This is a genomic window from Janthinobacterium silvisoli, from assembly GCF_014200725.1.
Lineage (GTDB): Bacteria > Pseudomonadota > Gammaproteobacteria > Burkholderiales > Burkholderiaceae_D > Janthinobacterium.
The window spans coordinates 189,523-212,153 of sequence record NZ_JACHCL010000002.1; the positions used below are offsets into that span (position 1 = coordinate 189,523).

26 protein-coding genes are annotated in these 22,631 nt (G+C 60.2%); 14 read left to right on the plus strand and 12 right to left on the minus strand.

Features of this window, described 5'->3' with window-relative positions; translation table 11 throughout:
- Window positions 1-23: 23 nt before the first annotated feature.
- The 3 genes from HDE75_RS11010 to HDE75_RS11020 all read left to right on the plus strand — a co-directional run bounded on the left by HDE75_RS11010 (window position 24) and on the right by HDE75_RS11020 (window position 2,850).
- Window positions 24-1,055: an AraC family transcriptional regulator gene (locus HDE75_RS11010; RefSeq protein WP_183677738.1), complete on the plus strand. Its 1,032-nt coding sequence runs from the start codon at window positions 24-26 to the stop codon at window positions 1,053-1,055.
- Window positions 1,056-1,448: 393 nt separating this feature from the next.
- On the plus strand, window positions 1,449-2,327 hold the full coding sequence (locus HDE75_RS11015; RefSeq protein WP_183677736.1) for an EamA family transporter: 879 nt from the start codon (window positions 1,449-1,451) through the stop codon (window positions 2,325-2,327).
- Between the two features lie 88 nt (window positions 2,328-2,415).
- Complete coding sequence (locus tag HDE75_RS11020; protein ID WP_183677734.1) at window positions 2,416-2,850, plus strand: c-type cytochrome; 435 nt, start codon at window positions 2,416-2,418, stop codon at window positions 2,848-2,850.
- Window positions 2,851-2,876: 26 nt separating this feature from the next.
- Here the strand turns inward: HDE75_RS11020 and HDE75_RS11025 are convergent, their stop codons facing one another.
- The 5 genes from HDE75_RS11025 to HDE75_RS11045 all read right to left on the minus strand — a co-directional run bounded on the left by HDE75_RS11025 (window position 2,877) and on the right by HDE75_RS11045 (window position 5,744).
- Window positions 2,877-3,215, minus strand: a complete 339-nt coding sequence (locus HDE75_RS11025) for a hypothetical protein (RefSeq protein ID WP_183677732.1) — start codon at window positions 3,213-3,215, stop codon at window positions 2,877-2,879.
- A 33-nt stretch (window positions 3,216-3,248) separates the two neighbouring features.
- A complete protein-coding gene (locus tag HDE75_RS11030) occupies window positions 3,249-3,512 on the minus strand; it encodes a DUF378 domain-containing protein (protein ID WP_183677730.1) in 264 nt (87 codons plus the stop codon).
- Window positions 3,513-3,681: 169 nt separating this feature from the next.
- Window positions 3,682-4,218, minus strand: coding sequence for a GNAT family N-acetyltransferase (locus HDE75_RS11035; protein ID WP_183677728.1), 537 nt, complete (start codon window positions 4,216-4,218; stop codon window positions 3,682-3,684).
- A gap of 7 nt (window positions 4,219-4,225) precedes the next feature.
- Window positions 4,226-4,798 (minus strand): helix-turn-helix domain-containing protein, encoded by a 573-nt coding sequence (locus HDE75_RS11040; protein ID WP_183677726.1) that lies wholly within the window; start codon window positions 4,796-4,798, stop codon window positions 4,226-4,228.
- Between the two features lie 43 nt (window positions 4,799-4,841).
- Window positions 4,842-5,744 carry a LysR family transcriptional regulator gene (locus tag HDE75_RS11045; RefSeq protein WP_183677724.1) on the minus strand — a complete coding sequence of 301 codons (903 nt, stop codon included), beginning with the start codon at window positions 5,742-5,744 and terminating at the stop codon, window positions 4,842-4,844.
- Between the two features lie 109 nt (window positions 5,745-5,853).
- Between HDE75_RS11045 and HDE75_RS11050 the strand changes: the two genes are divergently transcribed.
- Together HDE75_RS11050 and HDE75_RS11055 are read left to right on the plus strand one after the other, a co-directional pair.
- The gene (locus HDE75_RS11050) at window positions 5,854-6,936 is read left to right on the plus strand and encodes a YeiH family protein (RefSeq protein WP_260173949.1); all 1,083 of its coding nucleotides are present in this window, start codon (window positions 5,854-5,856) and stop codon (window positions 6,934-6,936) included.
- 47 nt (window positions 6,937-6,983) lie between these two features.
- The gene (locus HDE75_RS11055) at window positions 6,984-7,625 is read left to right on the plus strand and encodes a LysE family translocator (RefSeq protein WP_183677720.1); all 642 of its coding nucleotides are present in this window, start codon (window positions 6,984-6,986) and stop codon (window positions 7,623-7,625) included.
- Here the strand turns inward: HDE75_RS11055 and HDE75_RS11060 are convergent.
- Window positions 7,590-8,375, minus strand: coding sequence for an alpha/beta fold hydrolase (locus tag HDE75_RS11060; protein WP_183677718.1), 786 nt, complete (start codon window positions 8,373-8,375; stop codon window positions 7,590-7,592). The genes HDE75_RS11055 and HDE75_RS11060 overlap by 36 nt on opposite strands.
- 92 nt (window positions 8,376-8,467) lie before the next feature.
- Here HDE75_RS11060 and HDE75_RS11065 point away from each other — a divergent pair, with 92 nt between their 5' ends.
- Window positions 8,468-9,235, plus strand: coding sequence for an AraC family transcriptional regulator (locus HDE75_RS11065; protein WP_183677716.1), 768 nt, complete (start codon window positions 8,468-8,470; stop codon window positions 9,233-9,235).
- On the opposite strand, the gene HDE75_RS11070 is transcribed toward HDE75_RS11065, so the two are convergent.
- Window positions 9,223-9,873: a CatA-like O-acetyltransferase gene (locus HDE75_RS11070; protein WP_183677714.1), complete on the minus strand. Its 651-nt coding sequence runs from the start codon at window positions 9,871-9,873 to the stop codon at window positions 9,223-9,225. The two genes, HDE75_RS11065 and HDE75_RS11070, sit on opposite strands and share 13 nt — an antisense overlap.
- Window positions 9,874-10,103: 230 nt before the next feature.
- Between HDE75_RS11070 and HDE75_RS11075 the strand changes: the two genes are divergently transcribed.
- Window positions 10,104-11,897, plus strand: a complete 1,794-nt coding sequence (locus tag HDE75_RS11075; protein ID WP_183677712.1) for a mycodextranase — start codon at window positions 10,104-10,106, stop codon at window positions 11,895-11,897.
- A gap of 2 nt (window positions 11,898-11,899) precedes the next feature.
- On the opposite strand, the gene HDE75_RS11080 is transcribed toward HDE75_RS11075, so the two are convergent.
- Complete coding sequence (locus HDE75_RS11080; protein WP_183677710.1) at window positions 11,900-13,105, minus strand: MFS transporter; 1,206 nt, start codon at window positions 13,103-13,105, stop codon at window positions 11,900-11,902.
- A 122-nt stretch (window positions 13,106-13,227) separates the two neighbouring features.
- Here HDE75_RS11080 and HDE75_RS11085 point away from each other — a divergent pair, with 122 nt between their 5' ends.
- Window positions 13,228-13,887, plus strand: a complete 660-nt coding sequence (locus HDE75_RS11085) for a hypothetical protein (protein ID WP_183677708.1) — start codon at window positions 13,228-13,230, stop codon at window positions 13,885-13,887.
- Between the two features lie 57 nt (window positions 13,888-13,944).
- On the opposite strand, the gene HDE75_RS11090 is transcribed toward HDE75_RS11085, so the two are convergent.
- From HDE75_RS11090 to HDE75_RS11105, 4 genes are all read right to left on the minus strand, one after another.
- Window positions 13,945-14,259 (minus strand): pentapeptide MXKDX repeat protein, encoded by a 315-nt coding sequence (locus HDE75_RS11090; protein ID WP_183677707.1) that lies wholly within the window; start codon window positions 14,257-14,259, stop codon window positions 13,945-13,947.
- 227 nt (window positions 14,260-14,486) lie between these two features.
- Window positions 14,487-15,257 carry a molybdopterin-dependent oxidoreductase gene (locus tag HDE75_RS11095; RefSeq protein ID WP_183677706.1) on the minus strand — a complete coding sequence of 257 codons (771 nt, stop codon included), beginning with the start codon at window positions 15,255-15,257 and terminating at the stop codon, window positions 14,487-14,489.
- Between the two features lie 13 nt (window positions 15,258-15,270).
- On the minus strand, window positions 15,271-15,876 hold the full coding sequence (locus tag HDE75_RS11100) for a cytochrome b/b6 domain-containing protein (RefSeq protein WP_183677704.1): 606 nt from the start codon (window positions 15,874-15,876) through the stop codon (window positions 15,271-15,273).
- On the minus strand, window positions 15,876-16,679 hold the full coding sequence (locus HDE75_RS11105) for a DUF1223 domain-containing protein (protein ID WP_183677702.1): 804 nt from the start codon (window positions 16,677-16,679) through the stop codon (window positions 15,876-15,878). The genes HDE75_RS11100 and HDE75_RS11105 overlap by 1 nt, the downstream gene beginning before the upstream one ends.
- A 175-nt stretch (window positions 16,680-16,854) precedes the next feature.
- Here HDE75_RS11105 and HDE75_RS11110 point away from each other — a divergent pair, with 175 nt between their 5' ends.
- From HDE75_RS11110 to HDE75_RS11135, 6 genes are all read left to right on the plus strand, one after another.
- The gene (locus HDE75_RS11110) at window positions 16,855-17,436 is read left to right on the plus strand and encodes a sigma-70 family RNA polymerase sigma factor (RefSeq protein ID WP_183677700.1); all 582 of its coding nucleotides are present in this window, start codon (window positions 16,855-16,857) and stop codon (window positions 17,434-17,436) included.
- The gene (locus HDE75_RS11115) at window positions 17,433-18,074 is read left to right on the plus strand and encodes an NrsF family protein (protein WP_183677698.1); all 642 of its coding nucleotides are present in this window, start codon (window positions 17,433-17,435) and stop codon (window positions 18,072-18,074) included. Before HDE75_RS11110 ends, HDE75_RS11115 begins: the two co-directional genes overlap by 4 nt.
- A gap of 345 nt (window positions 18,075-18,419) precedes the next feature.
- Window positions 18,420-19,919, plus strand: a complete 1,500-nt coding sequence (locus tag HDE75_RS11120) for a DUF4331 domain-containing protein (RefSeq protein ID WP_183677696.1) — start codon at window positions 18,420-18,422, stop codon at window positions 19,917-19,919.
- 24 nt (window positions 19,920-19,943) lie between these two features.
- Window positions 19,944-20,192, plus strand: coding sequence for a hypothetical protein (locus HDE75_RS11125; protein ID WP_183677694.1), 249 nt, complete (start codon window positions 19,944-19,946; stop codon window positions 20,190-20,192).
- A 69-nt stretch (window positions 20,193-20,261) separates the two neighbouring features.
- The gene (locus HDE75_RS11130) at window positions 20,262-21,449 is read left to right on the plus strand and encodes a tetratricopeptide repeat protein (RefSeq protein WP_183677692.1); all 1,188 of its coding nucleotides are present in this window, start codon (window positions 20,262-20,264) and stop codon (window positions 21,447-21,449) included.
- A gap of 11 nt (window positions 21,450-21,460) precedes the next feature.
- On the plus strand, window positions 21,461-22,579 hold the full coding sequence (locus HDE75_RS11135) for a HupE/UreJ family protein (protein WP_221291844.1): 1,119 nt from the start codon (window positions 21,461-21,463) through the stop codon (window positions 22,577-22,579).
- Window positions 22,580-22,631 lie beyond the last annotated feature (52 nt).

Genomic DNA, 22,631 nt, shown 5'->3' on the forward strand with positions numbered 1-22,631 from the left:
AAATGCGCCATAATGCAAAGACCATGACGCTATCCCGGCAAAGCACCGTTACTGTTTCATCCCACTTCCTGCACGGGATGCTGGACTTTGTTCGCACCCGTCACGGAGAAAAAGTGATGGCGCAGGTACTCGCCAGCGCCGCCATCCCCCAGTCCCTGTTGCTGCAGCCTGATGCCCGATTGACGCGCCAGCAATACGTGGCGCTGTACCGGACAGTCGCAGCGACACTCGATGACGAAATGCTGGGGCTGTGGTCACGGCCCATCCGCACTGGCACCTTGAAATATCTCATGCTCAGCCTGCTGGACTCTCCAACCTTGCTGGTCGCCCTGCATCGTTTTGTGCGCTTCTGGAATCTGCTGCTCGATGATTACCGGCTACAGATTTCAAGCAAGAATGACCTGGTGCGGCTGGCGCTGGTGGAAAGAGCGCCTGGCACGCCAGTCACGCCGCTGGGGCATGAGTTGATGATGAAGCTGATACACGGCATCGCATCCTGGCTGCTGGGCAGGGAAATCAGCCTGCAGAGGGTCGAATTCAGCTACGCCAGGCCCAGGCACGTGGGAGACTATGCCTTTCTGTATCCCGGCGAGGTGGGCTTCAATGCCGGCATGACCAGCATTTTTTTTGCTTACCAGGATTGTGCGGCCTCGTTCAAACGCGAGAAGCACGAGCTATGGGCCTTTTTGAAACGCGCACCGGAAGACTGGACCTTCAGTGTTTTGCAGCGCGCTTCCATTGCAGCAAGAACACGCGAATTTCTTGAGGCCCATATTACACGGCCGGTGACGATACACGATCTTGCGCAGGCATTACACACCTCCGTGCGCACGCTGAACCGTCGATTTGCAGAAGAAGGAACGCATTTCCAGGCGGTGAAAGACGGCCTGCGGCGCGATATGGCAGTCCATAGCCTGAGCAATTCCAACATGAGCGTAGCAGCGCTGGCGTTTGATCTGGGTTTCTTCGACGCCACAGGTTTCTGCCGCGCATTTAAACAGTGGACTGGCAGCAGCCCCTCGGAGTATCGCAAGGGCAGCCGCCAGGGCGATTGATGATGGGAGCAAGCCGCCTATCATGCGGCGGTCAAGTCACGCTCACTACTAGCTTGACGTACTGAACCATGGCCAGTTTTGCCCTATTGTGTTGAAGAAGTCGAGCGGTAATAATTTCGGGAGATCTCAGACTTCCAAGCAGTCGGTGATCGTTCAATAGCCGCGGTTCTGGCCATTCTGGGCTGGCAGGATTTCTATCTAATCGTCAACGTACCTGCGTTTTTCAACACAACAGGCCATTAGCTAACGATTCTTCGACTTGACTTTAGCCTGTTTGACAATGCACAGCCAGAAAACCGTGATACCCCTGCATAAGCGACGCCATCGATGAATCCCTATCTATGACCATTCTGTCAGTGGTTATCTGGCTCTTACGTATTAAAATAGCAGCCCATGACCTCCACCACCACGACTTCTCCCGTTCCCGACAGCTTCCTGCTCCCTTCCCTGGCCGTTCTGGGAGGGCAGATTTCTGTCAACCTGGGGGCGGCGATGGCCAAGCATCTGTTTCCGGTAATTGGCGTGGAAGGCATTACGGCGTATCGGGTGGGATTTTCGGCGCTGATCTTGCTGGCGATCGTGCGGCCGTGGCGCTTCCGGCTTGAGCGCAAGGATGTAGTCAATCTGCTGGTCTACGGTAGCGTGCTGGGACTGATGAATTTGCTGATTTACCGGGCGTTTGCGCTGATACCGATTGGCATCGCGGTAGCCATCGAGGTGACGGGGCCGCTAACGGTGGCCATGCTGTCGTCGCGGCGGCCGCGCGACTTGCTGGCGGTGGCGTGCGCCGTGTTTGGGCTGTATCTGCTGCTGCCGCTGCAAGGCGGTGCGGGCGGTTTGAACCCTGTGGGCGTGGCCTATGCACTCGGTGCGGCGTTGTGCTGGGCGCTGTATATCGTGTTCGGCAAGCGCGCTTCGAGCTTGCAAGGAGGCCAGGCCGTAGCCTGGGGCATGACGGTGGCCGCCGTATTGATGGTGCCGCTCGGCGTCAGCTATGCCGGCACGGCCTTGCTGGCGCCATCGATTGCCTTGATGGGACTGGCAATCGCCATGCTGTCGAGCGCCCTACCCTATTCACTGGAAATCTTTGCCTTGCGCCGCTTGCCACAAGGCGTGTTCGGCATGTTCAGCAGCGCCGCTCCCGCCATCAGCGCGCTGGCCGCCATGCTGGTATTGGGTGAACACCTGAGCCTGATCCAGTGGCTGGCGATAGCCTGCATCGTGTTTGCGTCGGCCATGGCTGCCTTGGGAGCACAGGGAGCTAAACGATAAGACCTCAATGAGCGCAGGCAGGCTATTGGGCTTGTACCCTGCCCTGTAAAATAGCTGCTTGTCACTCAAGCACTATTCTGCCGCAACCATGAAAAGCTTCCTGAATCAGTCCCTCCAGACTCGCCCTTCCCGCCTGCTGCTGTCACTGGCCATTGCGCTGCTGACGCCCCACTGCGCCGTCGCTCACGCTGCCCCGGCCGCACCAGTCCCTGCTCTCAAGGGTAATGCCGAAGCGGGCAAGACGGCATTTCGCAAGTGCGCGTCCTGCCATCAGGTGGGGCCATCGGCACGCGGCGGCTTTGGGCCCAAACTGACGGGCGTGATTGGCCGCAAAGCCGGCTCGACCACCGATTACAAATATTCGCCCGCCATGAAGAATGCAAATTTCCTCTGGACCGAGCAAAACCTGGCCAGCTTCCTGAAAGCGCCCAGCGACTTCGTCCCCGGCAACAACATGCGATTCTGGGGTATCAGCGACCAGCAGCAGGTGGCCGATCTGTTGGCTTACTTGCGCACACAATAGTCCCGCTACCAGGCATTAGCGATGCCTTAGCCATCCAGCGCATCGAGCACGCCTTTTCTCTTCTTGTGCGCTGCTTCATAGTCGCGCACCTGCTTTAACTGGGCGGCTGTCAAATCATCGAGCTTCTTGCGAATTTGCGCCACCGTCAGGTGCTGATAGCCGTCTATGGGCAGATCGCGGTCAGGCGCCTTGCCAGCCTTTTCGGTATTGCGCGCAGCTTGGGTTTCGCCCTGTTCGGCCCGCTGCTTGTTGACGATGCGGGCCGCGACTTCTTCTTCGCGGCCACGATAACGCCCTTCCTGCTTGAAGCTTTTTTCCAGCTGCTTGAATTCGCGCTCGCGTTTTGGATTGGCGCCGGTAGGCATGCCTTCCTCCGGTTTCAAGATTGGACAGTCAAATCAGGGCGTGGCTGGCAGCTTTTTCACGCACAGATAAATCGAATAGATCGCCGCCAGACCCACCAGCACATACACGCCGCGCGAGGCTGTGCTCATGACGCCCAGGATGCGGGCCACGATGTCGATATCGAACAAGCCTATCAGCGCCCAGTTCAAGCCGCCTATGATCAACAGCACCATGGCGATCCAGTCCAGTGCATTCATGCGCCGTGCCACCCGCTCTGTGCTGACTATGCCATCCGTTCCCGCTTGAATATTCGCCATCTTGCCCTCCTGAAGATAAACCAAAGAAAGCCTGTCGCCAGGCTCGTCGAGATCACAGTGTAGGCGCGCTGGTAGCAGGCGCCAGTCAGACGATACCCGGCATCTGCGTAGGAGAACTCTGGAATTGATCAGGTGATTTTATCCGGCAACAGCATGGCAGCGAGCCCGGCTACAGCTGCTTGTACATGATGGTAGTGGCGTCCAGTCCGCTATGGTCGGCTGACAGCGCATAGCCAGGAATCACGCCTGCCACGGCATAACCGAGCGATATATACAGCGGTTCGGCATTGTCATCCGTGCGCGTATCGAGGGTCAGCAGGCTGCGCGGCAACTGGCGTGCCCGGGCTTCCACTTCCAGCATCAGCAGCCGCGCAATGCCGCGCCGGCGAAAGGCGGGACCAACCATCAGCTTGCGTACTTCGGCCCGGTGCTGCTGATTGGCCGGGCTATCCCAGTCCAGTTGCACCGTGCCCACAATCTGCCCCTCCTGTTCGGCCACCAGCAGCAGGCGCCGGCCACCTTGCACGGCTGGCAACACGTTTTGCGTCCAGAAGACCGTGCTTTCGGGTGCCGTAAAAGGCAGGATGAAACCGATGCTGGCGCCATCGTGCACACAGTCTTGCAGCAGCCCGGCCAGTTGCGGCAGTTGCCGCTCGATATCGGATACGGCGTAGGAGCGGATCAGGATAGAATTGGCGGCGGTCATGGCAATCTCAGACGATGAATAAAAAATAGCGGGCGCCGGTTTCTGGTCCGGCATCGAAGGCGCTGGGGCCAGATAATTGATAGCGCAGGCAATCGCCAGCATGCAGGAGATGGCTTTTACCCTCCACCGTCACCGTCAACACGCCTTCCTGCAGCAACAAATGGTGTTCCATGCCGGGCCGGGGCGAGGCCGCGTAAGCGAGATGCGCGCCAGCGGCCAGGAAACACTCGAGCGCCTCGCCAGCCAGCGCATGCGATGGCGGCGATACGGAGCGGCGCTGGAAACCGGCTTGCGTATCCTTCCAGACTGGCTGCTCTTCACGCCGCAGCAACGGCGGAAAATCGTCTTCCACCATGCGCATCAAGCGCGACATGCTCAGGCCATACACGGCGCACAGCCGGCCCAGCACGCTGGTGGTGGGACTGACTTCCGCATTTTCCAAACGCGACAAGGTGGCGCGGCTGACCTGGCTTTGCGTGGCCAGCTGGTCCAGCGACCAGCCCTGTTCGACACGCAGCTGCTTGAGGCGCTGGGCCAGCCGCTGTTCGGCACTATCGTCTTGTTGAGTAATATTTTCCATATTTGGGAATATATTCCACATATGGGATTTCAGCAAGCAAAGTTTAGGCAGGTGCGCGCCTTGCCTGCCGGCACAGTTCCAGGAAACTCGACAGCCTCGGCGACAACACTTTTTTTGCCTGCCGTATCAGATAAAAATTGCGCTCCAAAAGCGGCAGCATGGTGTCGAGCTCCACCAGTTGCCCGCTGGCCAGCAAGTCCGCCACCACCACACGCGATAGGCAGGCAATGCCCAGGCCGGCCGCGGCGCCATATTTGATCGCTTCGGAATTGGAGAATTCAGCCGCCGGCCGCAGATAATGCAGATACGGCAGCAGTGCCTGCTCCACCGCCTCCCGCGTACCGGAACCTGCTTCACGCAACAGCCAGCCGGCCTGGTTCAGTTCGGCAAAACTCAGCAAATGCCGTGATTGCGCCAAAGGGTGCGTGGGTGCGGCCACGACCAGCATCTGGTCGGCCAGCCACGGCTCGACCAGCAATCCCGCCTCATGGCATGGTCCTTCGATCAGCCCGATATCGACGCGAAATTCCGCCACGGCAGCGGCGATATCGGCCGTGTTGGCAATCGTCACTTGCGGAATGCTGGGGCCGTATAGACGCGCCGCCTGGGCCAGGATTTGCGGCAGCAGATAGATACCGATGGTAGTGCTGGCGCCGATTTGCAGGCTGACGGGAACCGATGGATCGGTACCCGCGAACTGGCGTTCGATGCTGCCGGCCGCATCGCGCATCTGTCGCGCCTGTGGCAACAGCAGGCGGCCATTGTCGTTCAGCATCAGGCGCTTGCCTACCCGGTCAAACAGTTGCGCCCCCAGTAAGGTTTCCAGCTCGTTCAAGGCCGCGCTGGTGGCCGATTGCGATAGCGCGATCAGCCCGGCAGCGGCACTGGTGCTGCCCGTATCGGCCACGGCCAGGAATATCTGTAATTGCCGTAAGGTCAGCGACATGGGTTTATTACCTATTTTTCAGGTTAAATGTACAAAAACAATCCGTTTTACCATTTAATAAGCACTCTGTACAGTGATGGCATACGCATACAAAGTAATGGAGCACAACATGTTTTCCCTATCGACCACTGGCAGCAACCGCTTTTACGACCGCTGCGCCCGCCTCCTGCCCGGCCTGCTATTGAGCGCCATCATCGCCTACGCAGCGATACAACTGGGCAAGCTGGACTGGATGCAGACGCACGGCATGAGCGCGCTGACCCTGGCCATCATCGTCGGCATCACCCTGGGCAACACCACTTACGCAAAACTCGCGCCCGCATGCGATGCCGGCGTCACGCTCTCCAAGCAAAATCTGCTGCGCTTGGGCATCATCCTGTACGGCTTCCGCCTGACCTTCCAGGATATCGGCCAGGTGGGCCTGGCCGGCATCGCCATCGATGCGCTGGTATTGACGTCCACTTTTGGCCTGGCAATATTGCTGGGCACCAAGGTGTTCAAGCTGGAACGCAATAGCGCCATCCTGATCGGCGCAGGCAGCTCGATTTGCGGCGCGGCAGCCGTGATGGCCACCGAACCCGTGCTCAAGGGGCGTGCGGAAGACGTGACGGTGGCCGTATCGACGGTGGTAGTGTTCGGCACCCTGGCGATCTTTGTGTATCCACTGCTGTATCAAGCCAATCTGCACTGGCAGTTGCTGGGCGCCACGCCAGCTACCTTCGGCGTGTACATCGGTTCGACCGTGCATGAAGTGGCGCAAGTAGTGGCGGCCGGCAAATCGATCAGCCAGGACACGGCCAACGCCGCCGTGATCGCCAAGATGGTGCGCGTGATGATGCTGGCGCCCTTCCTGGTGATACTGTCAGCCGTACTGGCACGCAGCAAAGGAGCGGGCGCAAGCAAGCCTGGCGCCAGGCTGGCGATACCCTGGTTTGCCTTTATCTTTATCGCCGCGGTGGCCTTCAATTCGATGAACTTACTGCCCGGCAAACTGGTGGCGTCCATCACCGATATCGACACGGCCTTGCTGGCGATGGCCATGGCAGCGCTGGGCTTGACCACGCACCTGTCAGCCATCCGCCGCGCCGGTTTCAAGCCGCTGCTGCTGGGGGGCCTGCTGTTTGGCTGGCTGATCGTGGGCGGCGCCGTCATCAACCATCTGGTCGCCGCCCTGTTCACGCTGCTGGCCTAAGCGCGCTACAATGAAGGGCTGTGCCTCCATTGCCTTCAGAAAATACCATGCATATCTCGAACTGGCTGCTTTTTTGCAGCGTCTCCCTGCTAGTCACGTTTTCGCCCGGCCCGGCCGTGTTGCTGGCCATTTCGAATTCCATCGCCGTCGGCCCGCGCCGCGCCATGATCAGCAGCATGGGCAATGGCACAGGATTATTCATTATTTCCGGCATCGCCATGGCCGGCATGGGCGTGGTGCTGGCGACGTCGGCCACCGCCTTCATGCTACTGAAACTGGCTGGCGCCCTGTATCTGGTTTATCTGGGCGTCAAGCAATGGCGCAGCAAGACCAGCATCGTTGCCAATGCACCGGTGCAGCCAGGCGCTGCCAATCCGAATTCGAATGGCAAGCTGTATCGCCAGGGCATGATGGTGGCACTGACCAATCCCAAGGCCATCCTGTTCTTCTCTGCCCTGTTTCCCCAGTTCATCGTGCAAGGCCAGCCGGTGGCAATGCAATTTACCGTGCTGACCACCACCTTTGTTGCCTGCGCGATGGCGGCCCATCTGTTTTACGCCCTGCTGGCACGCTTGCTGAAAAGCCAGCTGGCCAACCCGACGCGTGCACGGCTGTTCAACCGTATCTCGGGCGGCGGCTTCGTGCTGCTGGGATTAAGCTTGCTGCGCCTGCGTGCCAAAGCCGCTTAAGAACGCCTCGATGCTGGCCACCAGCACCAAAGGTGTTTCATTGATCGGATAATGACCCGCATTGGCCAGCACTTCCAGCCTGGCTTGCGGGTAGCAGGCCAGATAAGTCTGCTCCATCAAGCTCCGGTCGAAACGGGGATCGTATTCACCGACCAGCACCAGCATGGGCAACGACACTCTCCGCGCCTGCACCTCGGCACTGAAATCGGTCCCGCTCCAGGCCAAAAAATAGGCGGCAAACGCCGCCGCATCGCAACACTCCCAGGAATACGCCGCCTTCCAGTCCAGCCATGTGCCAGGCAAGCGGCCGCCCGTGCTGCGGTCGATGATGCTGCGCCGGGACGCCAGATTATCTGCGGCGTCCAGGAATAGCTCGCGGGCTGCCTCATCCATCGCTACGCCGCAACTGGGCACGGGCGCCACGGCCACCAGTTTGTCAATACGCTGGGGCGCCAGCAAGGCCATCTTTTCCGCCACCATGCCACCCATGGAATGGCCGATCACGCTGAATCGATCGAAGCCCAGATGGTCGGCCAGCGCCAGCGCGTCAGCAGCCACCTCGTCTATCGTGTAATCGCTATCCACACTGCGCATGCCGCCATAACCGCGCTGATCCATGAACACATAAGTGAAGGCCGCGCCATCGAGCCATGCTTCCATAGCAGCAAACGAATGCGCGTCGCCAAACCACCCGTGCAGCACGATGATGGCGTGGGGGCCGTGGCCCACGCGGTGAAAGGTATTGACCATGACAGTTCCTGCGCAGATAAAAGAAGTGCATGGTAGAACTGCATAAGCATGCCCGCTTTCGATGTCAGGTCAAATAGTATAGAGTTCAGGCCATGTCCGACTTCGATCATCCCCATTTCTATACGGAGCTGCCACGCGAGCTGATTGCGACGGCCCGCAACTATGCGGCAGGCGCGCGCTTTCCCCTGCATAGCCACCCGCGCGGCCAGTTTGCCTATGCTGCCACGGGCGCCATCAGCGTGTTGACGCCGCAGGGCAACTGGCTGGTACCGCCGCAGCGCGCCTGCTGGCTGCCTGCCGGCCTGGAACACGGCATGCAGATGCATGGCCAGGTGACGATGCTCAATGTCTTTATCAGCACGCAAGCGGCGGCCGGCCTGCCCCACCATTGCAGCGTACTGGACACATCGCCTCTGCTGCGCCAGTTGCTGGCCGACGCCGTCACGCTGGACGCTTTGTATGTGGAAAATGCGCGCGATGGCCGGCTGATGGCCTTGCTGCTCGATGAAATCGCGCTCATGAGGCCGCTGGCCTTGAATGCGCCGCTACCGCAAGAACCCAGGCTGGCCCGTTTGTGCACGGAACTATTCCAGCAACCCCGCCTGGACATCGACGTGGATGCGATGGCGGCCAGGGCCAACATGAGCCGGCGCACTTTTACGCGCCTGTTTCGCCAGCAAACAGGGCTGGGTTTTGCGCAATGGCGGCAACAAGTGTGCCTGCTGAACGCCATCACGCGCCTGGCGCAGGGCCAGGCTGTCACGCGCGTGGCGCTGGACCTCGGCTACAGCAGCCCCAGCGCCTTTACGGCGGCATTTCGCAAGGTGCTGGGCAAGGCGCCCAGCGACTATTTATCCTGAGAAATGATGGCCTCTATTCTGCGCGCAATGTCTTGCGCCAGCTTCTGGATATGGTAGCCATCGACAAAACCATGGTGGGCCTGGGCTGAAAACGGTATTTTCATACGGCCATCTTCTTGCGCAGGACCAAACTTACCCCAGGTAAAAGTCGGGATATCGGCGTCACGGTGGTGGTACACGGGATGCTCGATGGCCGCCAGCTCCAGCCATGGCAGGCTGGTGATGTAGACATTGTTGCGCCGCTCGCGCTCACTGGCATCTTCGCCCGTGTTGATCAATGCGGAACTGGCTTCAGCAAACCGCTTCGCTTCCAGGCTGCGTTCGATAAACAAGTCCAGCTGATCCGTCATCACGAAACGCGTGTAGTTCAGGTTATCGTCGCAATTGATGACCGTGTAAGACGCCGGAAACTCATCGATCTTGATGACTTCATCGCGGTAGATGCGATACAGGAAATTATCGCTCTCCTTTACCGTGTTCAACACGCAAAACAGGAAGAAGTGGAATACGGGTATCTGGCGCTGCTTGCACCATGGCCGGAAATCCGGCACATCGAGCTGGAAGCAGAGATTGACCAGGGGATTTTCAAATTCGCGGAAGAGCTCGTAGCGGTCGCGCCGCTTTTCAAAATTTTTCATGCGCCGAGTGTAGACGATGGCTAATACCTCCGGCAAGGGTCGGGTCAACTGCATATCTTTATGGTTAAAATAAATTTCTCAAATGTAATGTTTTCCAAAGAAACCATCTAACATTTCATGCTATATTGAAATTAACCAAATAAAAACCGGTCCAGCTGCCGCCGCCCCGACCACTCCCACCAACCACCACTGCAAGGAAGAGCGACTCCATGAAGCGAAGCAAACATACCATGACTATATTGGCCACCGCCGCCAGCCTGCTGGCCGCGTCCCATGCCCAAGCCGGCGTGGGGGCGACCACACCCTTTACCAGCTATGAGGCGGAAGCCGGCACCCTGGTCAACGGCGCCAAAGTCGTGTCAGTAACAACGGCGCCGACCACGCGCTTCGCCAGTCCGGAACTGGAATCCTCGGGTCATGCTTATGTTGCATTGACGGGCAATCACCAGGAAGTGTGGTGGACCAATAATACCGGCAAGCCGATCAGTTTCATCAACGTGCGCGCCAGCATCCCCGACGCGCCGGGTGGCGGCGGCATTACCGCCACCTTGAACCTGTACGTCAACGGCGTGTTTCGCCAGCACCTGAACCTCAATTCGCGCCAAAGCTGGATTTACGAGGGCCAGGAATACCAGGCCAGCGACCAGAACCCGGCATCGGGCAAGCCGCGCGCCTTCTTCGACGAAAGCCATGCCTTCATCGTCGGCGATCCGATTGGCCCGGGCAGCACTTTTTCGCTGCGCAAGGATAGCGATAATACAGCCGACTTCTACAATATCGATGTGATCGACGTTGAAAACCCACCGGCGCCGCTGGCCCAGCCCGCCAATTCGATTTCCATCACCAGTTGCGGTGCGGTTGCCGATACGGCGCCGACCAACGGCATGGGCAATCCGAATGCAGTGGATAGTACCAACGCTATCCAGAGTTGTATCAACCAGGCGCAGTCGCAAAACAAGAGCTTGTGGATACCGCCAGGCACGTTTTACCTGAAAGGCACGAATGGCCTGGTGGCCAAGGGCATTACCATCGAAGGCGCCGGCATGTGGTACAGCACGATATACCGCGACGTGCCCTTGCCGAACGCGAATGGCCTGGGCGCCATCTTCCAGGTGACCTCATCGACCGTGCGCAACTTCCATGTCGACTCCAACTCGCGCAGCCGCGAACCGGTCGATGGCGCGGGCGGCGCAATGGATACCACCGGCACCAATTGGCTGGCGGAAAACATCTGGACCCAGCACGTCTTGTCTGGTTTCTGGGCTTCGGGCACTGGCGGCACCGTGCGCAATAACCGGCTGACCTCGATCTGGGCCGATGGCTGCAACCTCAATAACGTGGCGCTCGACGCCACGGTCGGCAACTACCTGACCGCCACCAATAACTTTGTGCGCGGCACCGGCGACGATGGCATGGCGATCAACTCGGTCAACTATAACGATACCGACCATGGCCGCGTGTTTTACTCGCCGATGAGCAATATCACCCAGACCAACAACACCATCATTGGCGCCTGGAATGGCAAGGCGCTCGGCGTGTATGGCGGCAGCGGCCACCTGGTGGCGAATAATTACATCGCCGACACGGCCCGTTATACCGGCCTGGGCGTAGGCCGCTTCGGCGTCAATGGCAGCGACTTGCACTCGTCCCGCATCACCGGCAACACCATCGTTCGCTCCGGCGGCAATGGTTTCGACCAGGGCCAGCCAGCGCTGCATATCGGCAATGGCAGCGATGGCCAGAACGTGGGCATCGTCGACGATATCGAAGTCAGCGACAACACCATCGTTGGCTCGCTGTATGACGCCATCGGCTTCTCGACGTCGACCAATATCCGCCTGGAACAAAATACCGTGACGGCCCCATGGCGCAACGGCGTGGTGATCGGTGCACCGTTCTACCCGGCGCCTACAGGCAGCGCGGCCATCAGCAACAACACGGTGGGCGGCATCAGCGCGGGTAAAGTTCCATACGCTAACTACTCGACCGGCTACCAGGCCACGCTGAGCGGCAACAACTGGTAACTTCAGCTGTCGATGCCCTTCTGCACTTTCCACGCCAAGGGCAAAGTCAGCAGCAAGACCGCCGCCAGCACCATCAATGCGATGGGTACGCTGGCGGCATCACCGAGCGCACCGAACAGCACCGGCGACAGCGCACCGCCGCCGATGGTGCCTGTATAAAATAGCGCGAACGCATGCTCACGCTTGCCAGGTTCCGCCAGTTCCGGCACCACGCCATACAACACGGACGAAGTGCCATTCAGCGCCAGCCCCAGCAAGGGCAGCATGGCCATCACGCCAAATAAGGGCAAACATAAAACCAGAACGATCAGCAGCGAAGTCATGGTTTCCGTGATCCACACGGTTTTCATCATGCCGATGCGCGCACCCAGATAACCGCATAGCAGCTTGCCAAAGGCGCCGCCCACGAACAGCAGCGACAGCGCTACACCGATACCGGCCGTGCCCGCGCCCTTGCTTTTCAGCAGGAACGGTAAAAAAGTCAGAAAACCCATGCGCACGGCGCTGTCCAACGTACCGGTCGCCAGCAAGGCGCGGAAACCGCCCTTGCTGCCATTGCCGACGATAGTCTTGCCGGCCTTCTTCTGATTAACGTGCAATTCACCTGCCTTGGGCAATAGCCACCACAGCAAGCCGGCCGCCGCCAGGCCCAGCAGCCCGATCAGGCTGACGCTGGCTTGCCAGCTGCATACCAGCAACAGCAAACCGACCAGCGCCGGGATCAGGGTCTTGCCGATATCGCCGGCAAAATTGTATTGCGACAAGGCTTCCTTCACGCCGCCGCCCGCCTCGTGCGTATCGGTGACGATGGATGAGGCCAGTGGATGCTGGGTGCTGGCGCCCAGGCCACCGAGCAGCAAGGCGAATAGCAAGACGGCCAGCCCACCGGCCTGCCCCGCCACCAGATACGCCACACCAGCCAGCGCCGTGCCGCCTATCAGCAACCGCTCGCGTCCCCAGCGCTTGGCCAGGCGGCTGGCCAGCAACTGGAAACCAGCCATCATGCCCGAATACGATCCCCGCAACAGCCCCACCATGGCGTAGCTGATGGCAAATTGCGCCTGCCAGATGGGCAGCAGCACATAGATCACATCGGTCAAGCCGTCATGCACGGCATGCGCGCTGCAGGCGGCGATCAGCGAGCGGCGGCGGGTGGATTTTTCTGTAGGGTCAAGGGACGGCGCGGCGGCGGGATTGGTGATGGTCATTGCTCTGCATGCGTAAAGATCAACAGGTGATCAGCTTACTATATCTGGCGACCGATTAAGGTCTTGAGTTTGCATGGGCAATCGCTACTGGCTGTAATCGCAGCTGACGCAGCCCCCTGAATATGTTACCGTCCGATAACGATATCAAGCATTGCTTAAAAGCATATGTTCGCGGAAATTTCAAAGGGCAAACTATGGGCAAAATGTGGAAATTTCTTTTGCTGTATGCGATCACGCTACCTGCGGTGGCAGCTGAATACACCCAATCTGCGACCAGTTTTGAGGCGGCAGTAAGCAATATAAGCACCTCGCCGTCTTACGTGATGGTGACGATAGCCGATGCCAATACGGGGTTGGAGCGGCAAACATGCACAACGGCCAATCTCCTGGCAGGCGCCATACACTTTGAATACGGCCTGGGGAATGACCATGCAGGACTCAAACGTGCCACGGAGCTGGCATTGTCAAATACCAGCCATCATTTTGTCTTCACAAAACAGGCGGCCTTGGACAATGTGCGTATCGATTTTTCACCGCAGGATCTGGACAATGTGCGCGCATGGCTTGCGCCCGTGTCGAACCAGGACCTGATGGCGGGCGCGCATCCATGGACCGGCCGTGACACGCCCTATTCAGGGCGCCGTTACAGGAGCGCCGTCGCCTGTGTATTGATAGAACGGGGTTTATCGCCGTATATGGCGGATATGACAGGACAAGTGGTAGTCGCGGGCAGCAAGGATATCCCGGTCTATGCACCGGCTAAAGGACCAGTCCATCCTTAAGCGAATACCAGCAGCTCCAGCCTTGCGCCACCCCAAGGCGGCGCAAGCCGGCTAGCCTTACTTGGCCATCGCATCCTTGGCCATGCCATCCTTCTTCATTTCATCCTTCTTCATGCCGTCCTTGGCCATCGCATCTTTAGCCATGGCATCTTTCTTCATGCCATCCTTGGCCATATGATCCTTCTTCATGCCATCCTTCTTCATGCCGTCCTTGGCCATGCCATCTTTAGCCATCGCATCCTTGCCCATGGCATCTTTTTGCATGGCGCTGGCAGGCGCAGCCATCGCATCTTTCTTCATTGCGTCCTGAGCAAAAGCAGCGCCCGACATGAGGATGGCGGAAGCGATGATAGCGGTGATAGTGGTTTTCATGGTGTTTTTCCTTAGAAATAAATGAGCGAAATTGCCCGGTACTACAATTAAAAAATTAGTTTTCTATCAAACAAACAACGTCACGGCGGCAAGAAAATAACGTCTCGGCGGCAGGAAGAAGCGTCGCGAGCGGAAGGCAGAGGTGGCTAAGAAGCGCAACCGTACTTCAGTACGGTGAGCATCGCAGGCCGCCTATGCCGACGCGCAGCAGCTTATTCCAGCCGCCATCACGACCCGCCAAACCAGTTGTATCCCTGGTCTTCCCAATACCCGCCCGTATAGGTATTGCTCACATAAATGGCGCGGATATGTTTGGGGTTCTTGTAGCCGAGCTTGGTCGGCATGCGCAGCTTCATCGGGTAGCCGTATTTCGGCGGCAATTCCTGGCCGTCATAGGTCAGGGCCATGATGGTTTGCGGATGCAGCGCGGTCGCCATATCGATGCTGGTGAAATAATCGTCGTCGCACTTGAAGCCCACGTATTTGGCCGTCTTGTCGGCGCCGATCAGGTTCAGGAAGTGCGCGAACGGCACGCCGCCCCATTTGCCGATAGCGCTCCAGCCTTCCACACAGATATGGCGCGTCACTTGCGACTCTTGCGGCAAGGCGCGCAATTGCGCCAGGCTCCAGGGCGTACGGCGCGTCACCAGACCGCTCAGTTCCAACCGCCAGCTGTCGCCGTCGATCTGCTTGACTTCGTCTTCGCCATAAAAGGCATTGAACGGAAACGGCTTGGCGATCATCGAATCAGGGTACGTCGGCGCCAGTCTGTTCGGATCGAACAGCAGGCCCTGCACCTTGTCATTGAAGCGCGATACCTTGTTCAAGCCGGCTTCGATGCTGGACTCGTCGCTGACGTCGCAGCCGGTCAGCAGGGCCAGGCCGCCCAGAGTCAGGCTGCGCTGCAAGAACTGGCGGCGCGATGGTTCTTTGATCTTGCGCAAGGCGTCGGCCAGCATGGCTTGTCCCTGCTCTTGCACGATGATGGTTTTTTTCATGGGAATACTCCTCTTAGCGGCCGCGCAGCATGGCGATCAGGGTCTTGGGTACCAGCGCCACCATCACCAGGTGGATGCCGACGAAACCGACTAGGCCTACCATGGCGATGAAGTGCACGCGGCGCGCGCTGTCGTAGCCGCCCAGCAATTCACGCAGGATGGGGAATTGCACCGACTTCCACAACACCAGGCCAGACATCACCAGCACGATGCAGTCAAGCATCACGAACAGGTAGGCGGCGCGCTGCACCATGTTGTAGTGGCGCGGGTCGGCGTGGGCCAGCTTGCCTTTCAGCGCCGCCAGCAAATCATGCAAGATGGCGCGTGGCGACAGCGGGAAAAACTGGCGGCGCAAGCGTCCGGTGGCAATATTGATGCCCAGATACAGCAAACCATTGGCCAGCAGCAACCACATGGCGGCAAAATGCCATTGCAGCGCGCCACCGAGCCAGCCGCCCAGGGTCAGGCCGCTGGGCAAGCTGAAGGGGAAAAACGGCGATGCGTTATAAATGCGCCAGCCGCTGGTGGCCAGCACCACCACGGCCACGGCGTTGAGCCAGTGGGTCAGGCGCAGCCAGGCCGGGTGGATGATGTCTGTTTTCAAGGATGGGGATCGCATCACAGTACTCCTTTTTCACATTGAGGCGTGCTGACGGCTTGTAAAATGGCGCCGCCACCTGCCTGTTGCACAAAAGCGGCGACCTGCAGATGGTCGGGGCGCCAGCCGGCCGGTATGCTCAGTTCGCGGTGCAGGCTGGCATGCCCCTGCTGCAGGGCAACCGGTCCCAGCCAGACGCGCACTGCCGCGTCATGGTGCAGGGTGGCGCCCTGGTTTTCACCGCGCAGCACGGTCGAAGACAGCGCGTTTTCGCTGAGCGCCAGGTACAGCATGCCGCTCGTGCGGCCATCGGCTGCGCTGGCGTCGGCAGCCAGTTGCAGCTTGCCATCCGGGCCGCCCGCCGCCGACACGCTGATGTTGACAGGCGCTGTGACGGCGTTGATGCGGCGGATGGCGGCAGGCAGTTGTGTGTCCCAGCCGCGCAACTCGCTGCCGCCCACGAAGAACTGCGGCGTGTAGGCGACGTGGCGCGGCTGGTAGGACAGCAACTCGGCCTGGCGGGCGTCGAATGGCTTTTGCGCCAGGCGGTCAGCCCAGCCGATCTGGTCCCAGTACGTCACATGCAAGGCCAACGGCACGATCAGGGCGTCAGCACCCGCTTCCCGGTGCAGGGCGCTCAGGCGCTGGTCCGCCGGCGGGCAGCTGGAACAGCCTTCGCTGCTATACAGCTCCACCAGGGCGGCGGTCTTCACGCCGCTCTTCGCTTCGCAGCGCGCCGCCGCCATTTGCGCAAACGCTGGCCCGGCCTGGCCCAACATGAGCACGGAAATGATACTGGCGGTACTGAGGCACTTGATGTTCATGGTGACTACCCGTTATAGTGGTTCGGTAAAGTGAAACAGATGAAGTTCGCATAACTAAACTACGAAATCATGCTAGCGACACTGGTCAATTCGCCCCATGGCGCGGATTGGTTACAGCCACCATCAAATATTTTTTCGTGAATTTATTTTTAAACACCTGTCACCAAAGGCTGGCATGCAACGAATACCTGTAAGCGAGCATCTGCACGGCACCGAGTTGCGCCTGCACGGACTGATGCTGCGCGGGCTTGATGGCGATGCAACGGCCTACCGTAGCTTCTTGCAGGCAACGGCGTCGCATTTGCGCGCCTTCCTGCGGCGGCGTTTGCAGAGCTGGCCCGATGAAGTGGAAGATATGGTGCAGGAATGCCTGCTGGCCATCCACAACCAGCGCCTGACGTACGATATGGGCGTGCCACTGACGTCGTGGATACACGCGATCGCCAGGTATAAGCTGATCGACTGGCTGCGGCGCCATGCGCGGCGCGATGCGCTGCATACGCCGTATGACGAGGAAGATGAAACGCAGGACTTGTTTTCCAGCGCAGATGCGGAGGCGGCCGAAGCGAGCCGCGACCTGAGCCAGCTGCTGGCCACCTTGCCGGCCCAGCAGCGCGACGCCATCGTACATACCAAGCTCGATGGCTGGTCCGTGCGCGACACGGCCCAGGCAATGAATATTTCGGAAGCCAGCGTCAAAGTAGCCGTGCACCGCGGCTTGAAGGCACTGGCGGCCAATTTGAGGACAACATCATGAAAACAGACGATTTGATCGCCATGCTGGCCAGTGGGCCAGACGTGGCGCCCACCCCGCCACCGGGCGCGCACTGGCGCATGGCCGCCACCCTGGCTGCCGGCGTCGGTGTCAGCGTGGCCCTGATGGCCACCTTGCTGGGCGTGCGCCCCAACCTGGGCCAACTGCTATTTTTACCTGACTTCTGGATCAAGGTCGGCTTTGTGCTGTCGGTGACGCTGGCGGGCGCCTATGTCGGCCGCCGCGCCGGCTTGCCTGGCGCGCATGCGCAGCCGCTGCTGATCGCCGTCCCCCTGCTGTTGATGTGGGCGCTGGGCGCCATCATCATGATGGAAGCGCCGCCGGAGCAACGGGCGGAACTGTTCTGGGGCACCACCTGGCGCGCCTGCCCCTTCCTGATCGCCATGCTGTCGCTGCCCATCATGGTGGCCGTGCTGCGCCTGATGCGCCAGATGGCGCCTACCCGCTTGCGCCTGGCCGGTGCGGCAGCCGGTTTTGCGTCGGGCAGCGCGGCCGCCCTCGTGTATTGTTTGCACTGCCCGGAAATGGCCGCCAGCTTTATCGGCTTCTGGTATGTACTGGGCATGCTGGTGCCAACCGCCATCGGCGCGCTGATCGGGCCGAAAGTGCTGGCCTGGTAGGCTGAAAGCTTGCCGCCTATCGACTCCATACCCTCAAGTTCACACATACTCACGGCGGCCGGCATCCTGCCCGGCCCGCCTTTCCCACCTGCATGCCCCGCAATAGCGGTTCAAGGCTGCCAGCAGCGTGTGTCTTCCCATCCAAAAAAGATTTATTTCTGCCAACACCCAAGGCAGGCGTAGATTCAAGCTGCGCGCGTCTACCGTTCCAGCCAGGAACATTCAATCTGCCTCCCAAAAAATTGTAAGCAATTGAATCTGATCTTGCTTGCCGTCCGTACAAGTCAGGCAGCCCGCAATTCCTTGTAGTTATGTTACACAAACAACAATTCAGGGAGAATCGACATGTCTTTGTTACGTTCGAAAACCGTACTGGGCGCCGCCATACTGGGCAATCTTCTGGCACTCGCCTTCACCCCAACCGCTTTTGCCTCCAGCCACCGCGAGGCGCCATTCATCACGCAAAACCCGAAAGTGGACGCCACCGACTTCTATATGTTCCGCAGCTACGAAGCGGGCCGCAGCGCCTACACCACCCTGGTCGCGGACTACGTGCCGCTGCAGGATGCGTATGGCGGGCCGAATTACTTCGCGCTGGACCCGGCCGCCCTGTATGAAATCCATATCGATAACAATGGCGACGGCAAGGAAGACATCACTTTCCAGTTCCGTTTCAGCAATACCAACAAGGACGGCCAGTTCACGGTAGGCGGCAAAAAAGTGTCAATACCGCTGGTAATCAATGGCGGCCCGATCGACAGCGTCAACCCGGCCGGCCTGAATGTACGCGAAACGTATAGCGTGACGGTGGTGCGGGGCGACCGCCGCAGCGGCACCAGGAGCGCCGTGACCAATGCCAGCGGCGGCGGCACCGTGTTCGACAAGCCGGTCGACAATATCGGCAATAAATCGATTCCCAACTACGCCGCCTATGCCGCGCAGCACGTGTACACCGTCAATATTCCCGGCTGCGCCACGCCGGCGCGCATGTTCGTCGGCCAGCGCAAGGACCCCTTCGTGGTGAACCTGGGCGAAACCTTCGACCTGATCAACATCAAGGCGCCCGCCACGGAATTTGCCGCCAATGCCGAATCGGCAGCCAAGGATGACCTGGCCCTGAAAAACGTCACGGCGATTGAAATGGAAGTGCCGACCGCCTGCCTGACGGCCGGTACCGACCCGGTCATCGGCGGCTGGACCACGGCCAGCCTGCGCCAGGGCCGTTTGCTCAACCCGACGCCGAACACCGCCACCAGCGCCTCGAAGGAAGGCGGCGCCTGGGTGCAGGTATCGCGTCTGGGCATGCCACTGGTGAATGAACTGGTGATCGGCCTGAAGGACAAGGACCGCTTCAACGCCAGCAAACCGGTGAACGACGCCCAGTTCGCCGACTATGTGACCAACCCGACCGCCCCGGCGCTGGTAGAAGTGCTGTACGGCTCGGCCGGCGCCAAGGCGCCCACCAACTTCCCGCGCAATGACCTGGTGGCGGCCTTTTTGACCGGCATCAAGGGCGTGAACCAGCCTGTCACCGTTGTGGCGTCGGAAATGCTGCGCCTGAACACCTCGATCGCCCCCACGGCTGTCGGCTCGCAAAACCGTCTGGGCGTGATCGGCGGCGATAACGCCGGCTTCCCGAATGGCCGCCGTCCCGGCGACGACGTGGTTGACGTGGTGCTGCGCGTGGCCATGGGCAAGCTGTGCACACTTAATATCGGCTGCGCTCCCAGCGATGCACCGGCTGGCGGCCTGCACTTCACCGATGGCGCTTATCTCGACGAGACGTTTTTCACGGCGGGTTTCCCCTACCTGAAAACCCCTGTCGCCGGCTCGCCGCAGCAATAGTCATCCTCAATAAAGGAGTAGATCATGAAAAAGCTCTTGATGACAGGCGCCGTGATCACGGCGGCGCTGGTAGCAGGCTGCGGCGGTGGTAGCAGCAGTAGCGACAATGGCAGCGGCAACGGCGGCGTCAATCCACCGCCGGTGGTCTTGCTCGATAGCTTCTTTGTCGCCGTCAGCAATCTGATCCTGACGACCAGCGATGACAAGGAACCGGTCAGCATCGACGCCATCGTCGCTACCGCCCCGGAAGATACCGAGCCGGTGCCGCTGTAAGTCTTTGCAGGCATCGGGAATGCACTCCCGGTGCCTGTGCCCTCCACCGTTCGCCCGAAAGCGTCCGCGATGAGATTATCTGTATTCATGCTCTGTATTTGCCTGGCCGGTTCAGTGCAGGCAGCCCCCTACACGCCCAAGGATGGCAGCGCCGTTATCGAACATTTGCCGCGCCGCGCAGACGCTACGCAGATCGAATTGCGGGCCCTGCGCGCGCGCCTTAACGCCACGCCGCAAGACATCGCGCTGGCCACCAGCCTGGCGCAGCGCTATATCGGCTTGGCCCGCAGCGAAACCGATCCGCGCTACCTCGGTTATGCGCAAGCCGCGCTGGCGCCGTGGTGGCGGCAAACGGCGCCGCCGCCCGCCGTGCGCCTGCTGCGCGCCACGATTTTGCAAAGCACCCACCAGTTTGGCGCTGCCCTGCAAGACCTGGACGCCGTCATCGCGCAGGAACCCGCCAATGGCCAGGCATGGCTGACGCGGGCCACCGTGCTGACCGTGCAAGGCAATTACAGCAAGGCCACGGCCGACTGCGCCCGCCTGTCCGCCTTTACCGCGCAACTGGTCACCGTCACCTGCATCGCCAGTGTGGCGGGCGTGACGGGGCGCGCCGCCAAGAGCGAGCAATTGCTGGACCTGACCCTGCGCCGCAGCACCGGGGCGGCGCCCGAAATGGAAAGCTGGGCCTTGACCCTGCTGGCCGAAATGGCCACGCGGCGTGGCGAAACGTCGCTGGCAGAAAGCCGCTACCGGCAAGCGCTGGCCCAGCATCCGCGCGACAGCTATCTGCTGGGCGCCTACAGCGACTTTTTGCTCGACCAGCAGCGTCCGCAAGAAGTCATCAAGCTGCTGAAAGACCAGCAGCGCATCGACGCCCTGCTGCTGCGCTACGCACTGGCGCTGCAGGCGACACCCGGCCAAGCCGCAGCCCTGGCGACGGCGACCGATGAATTGACGGCCCGCTTCAACGCCGCCATGCAGCGCGGCGATACCGTGCATCAGCGCGAGCAGGCGCGTTTTACGCTGTTGCTGCAGCACGATGCACGCGGCGCCGTGCAACTGGCGCAGAAAAACTGGGCCATCCAGAAGGAAGTACCCGATATGCGCATCTTGCTCGAAGCCGCGCTGGCCGCGCGCGACTGCCCGGCTGCAGCCCCGGTGCTGGAATGGATCAACGTCCATCAGGTGGAAGACGTGGCCTTGCAGGCGCTGGTGAAAAAGCTCGGCGCTGCAGACCAGCGGGGAACCGTATGATGGTGCGCGCCATGAAGCGGTTCCTGCTTTGCCTGGCCCTGTTTGCGTGGCTGAGTCCTGCGCAGGCGCACAAGCCCAGCGACAGCTACCTGAGCATCGATGTACGCGGCCAGCAGATAGCCGGCCAGTGGGACATCGCCTTGCGCGACCTCGATTTTGCCATCGGCCTCGATGGCAATGGCGATGGCGAGCTGACCTGGGATGAAATCCGGGCCCGCCACGCCGCCATCGCGGCGTATGCACTGCAGCGGCTGCAAGTGGCCAGCGGCGCTGGCCCTTGCCCTTTGCAGGTCACGCAGCAACTGATCGATGACCATACCGATGGCGCCTACAATGTGCTGCGCTTTCATGGCCTGTGTCCGGGCGCCGCCCCGAGCAGTCTGTCCATAGGCTATACCCTGTTCGCCGACCTGGACCCGCAGCACAAGGGCCTGTTAAAACTGAGCAGCGACGGCCACATGCAAACGGCCATCTTCGACCCGGACAGTCCCCGCCAGACCCTGTCACTGACCGCGCCCAGCCGCCTGGCCCAGTTCGGCGCCTATGTCAAGCACGGCATCTGGCATATCTGGATAGGCTACGACCACATTTTGTTCTTGCTCTCCCTGCTGTTACCAGCAGTGCTGCTGCCAGCGGCACGCGAACGGCAGCAAGGCTTGAAGGCCGCCTTTTTTGACGTGCTCAAAGTCGTCACCGCCTTTACCCTGGCCCACTCGATTACCCTGACCCTGGCCAGCCTGTCGGTCATCTCGCTGCCCTCACGCTGGGTGGAATCGGCGATTGCCGCGTCCGTCGTGCTGGCGGCCTTGAACAATCTGTTTCCGCTGTTCCGGGGCCGCCGTCCGGTGGCGGCCTTTGTCTTCGGCTTGATCCACGGCTTTGGTTTTGCCAGCGTGCTGCTGGACCTGGGTTTGCCGCAATCGTCGCTGGTGGCCAGCCTGTTCGGCTTCAATGTGGGGGTGGAAATCGGCCAGCTGGCGATTGTCGCCGTTTTCCTGCCGCTCGCCTGGCTGTTGCGCAAGACCTGGTTTTACCGGCAGTTGATGACGGTGGGCTCGCTGCTGATCGCCATCATCGCCGCTATCTGGCTGCTGGAGCGGGTAGCCGATATCAAGCTGATCTCAGGCTGATCTAAGCTTGATCTCCTTTGACAGCACTTTCGGGATACAATACGAATCATTC

What these genes read in the sequence shown, in the direction of transcription:
- HDE75_RS11010 (WP_183677738.1), top strand. Translation starts at nt 24, where the DNA reads ATGACGCTATCCCGGCAAAGCACCGTTACTGTTTCATCCCACTTCCTG.
- HDE75_RS11015 (WP_183677736.1), top strand. Translation starts at nt 1,449, where the DNA reads ATGACCTCCACCACCACGACTTCTCCCGTTCCCGACAGCTTCCTGCTC.
- HDE75_RS11020 (WP_183677734.1), top strand. Translation starts at nt 2,416, where the DNA reads ATGAAAAGCTTCCTGAATCAGTCCCTCCAGACTCGCCCTTCCCGCCTG.
- HDE75_RS11025 (WP_183677732.1), bottom strand. Translation starts at nt 3,215, where the DNA reads ATGCCTACCGGCGCCAATCCAAAACGCGAGCGCGAATTCAAGCAGCTG.
- HDE75_RS11030 (WP_183677730.1), bottom strand. Translation starts at nt 3,512, where the DNA reads ATGGCGAATATTCAAGCGGGAACGGATGGCATAGTCAGCACAGAGCGG.
- HDE75_RS11035 (WP_183677728.1), bottom strand. Translation starts at nt 4,218, where the DNA reads ATGACCGCCGCCAATTCTATCCTGATCCGCTCCTACGCCGTATCCGAT.
- HDE75_RS11040 (WP_183677726.1), bottom strand. Translation starts at nt 4,798, where the DNA reads ATGGAAAATATTACTCAACAAGACGATAGTGCCGAACAGCGGCTGGCC.
- HDE75_RS11045 (WP_183677724.1), bottom strand. Translation starts at nt 5,744, where the DNA reads ATGTCGCTGACCTTACGGCAATTACAGATATTCCTGGCCGTGGCCGAT.
- HDE75_RS11050 (WP_260173949.1), top strand. Translation starts at nt 5,854, where the DNA reads ATGTTTTCCCTATCGACCACTGGCAGCAACCGCTTTTACGACCGCTGC.
- HDE75_RS11055 (WP_183677720.1), top strand. Translation starts at nt 6,984, where the DNA reads ATGCATATCTCGAACTGGCTGCTTTTTTGCAGCGTCTCCCTGCTAGTC.
- HDE75_RS11060 (WP_183677718.1), bottom strand. Translation starts at nt 8,375, where the DNA reads ATGGTCAATACCTTTCACCGCGTGGGCCACGGCCCCCACGCCATCATC.
- HDE75_RS11065 (WP_183677716.1), top strand. Translation starts at nt 8,468, where the DNA reads ATGTCCGACTTCGATCATCCCCATTTCTATACGGAGCTGCCACGCGAG.
- HDE75_RS11070 (WP_183677714.1), bottom strand. Translation starts at nt 9,873, where the DNA reads ATGAAAAATTTTGAAAAGCGGCGCGACCGCTACGAGCTCTTCCGCGAA.
- HDE75_RS11075 (WP_183677712.1), top strand. Translation starts at nt 10,104, where the DNA reads ATGACTATATTGGCCACCGCCGCCAGCCTGCTGGCCGCGTCCCATGCC.
- HDE75_RS11080 (WP_183677710.1), bottom strand. Translation starts at nt 13,105, where the DNA reads ATGACCATCACCAATCCCGCCGCCGCGCCGTCCCTTGACCCTACAGAA.
- HDE75_RS11085 (WP_183677708.1), top strand. Translation starts at nt 13,228, where the DNA reads ATGTTACCGTCCGATAACGATATCAAGCATTGCTTAAAAGCATATGTT.
- HDE75_RS11090 (WP_183677707.1), bottom strand. Translation starts at nt 14,259, where the DNA reads ATGAAAACCACTATCACCGCTATCATCGCTTCCGCCATCCTCATGTCG.
- HDE75_RS11095 (WP_183677706.1), bottom strand. Translation starts at nt 15,257, where the DNA reads ATGAAAAAAACCATCATCGTGCAAGAGCAGGGACAAGCCATGCTGGCC.
- HDE75_RS11100 (WP_183677704.1), bottom strand. Translation starts at nt 15,876, where the DNA reads ATGCGATCCCCATCCTTGAAAACAGACATCATCCACCCGGCCTGGCTG.
- HDE75_RS11105 (WP_183677702.1), bottom strand. Translation starts at nt 16,679, where the DNA reads ATGAACATCAAGTGCCTCAGTACCGCCAGTATCATTTCCGTGCTCATG.
- HDE75_RS11110 (WP_183677700.1), top strand. Translation starts at nt 16,855, where the DNA reads ATGCAACGAATACCTGTAAGCGAGCATCTGCACGGCACCGAGTTGCGC.
- HDE75_RS11115 (WP_183677698.1), top strand. Translation starts at nt 17,433, where the DNA reads ATGAAAACAGACGATTTGATCGCCATGCTGGCCAGTGGGCCAGACGTG.
- HDE75_RS11120 (WP_183677696.1), top strand. Translation starts at nt 18,420, where the DNA reads ATGTCTTTGTTACGTTCGAAAACCGTACTGGGCGCCGCCATACTGGGC.
- HDE75_RS11125 (WP_183677694.1), top strand. Translation starts at nt 19,944, where the DNA reads ATGAAAAAGCTCTTGATGACAGGCGCCGTGATCACGGCGGCGCTGGTA.
- HDE75_RS11130 (WP_183677692.1), top strand. Translation starts at nt 20,262, where the DNA reads ATGAGATTATCTGTATTCATGCTCTGTATTTGCCTGGCCGGTTCAGTG.
- HDE75_RS11135 (WP_221291844.1), top strand. Translation starts at nt 21,461, where the DNA reads ATGAAGCGGTTCCTGCTTTGCCTGGCCCTGTTTGCGTGGCTGAGTCCT.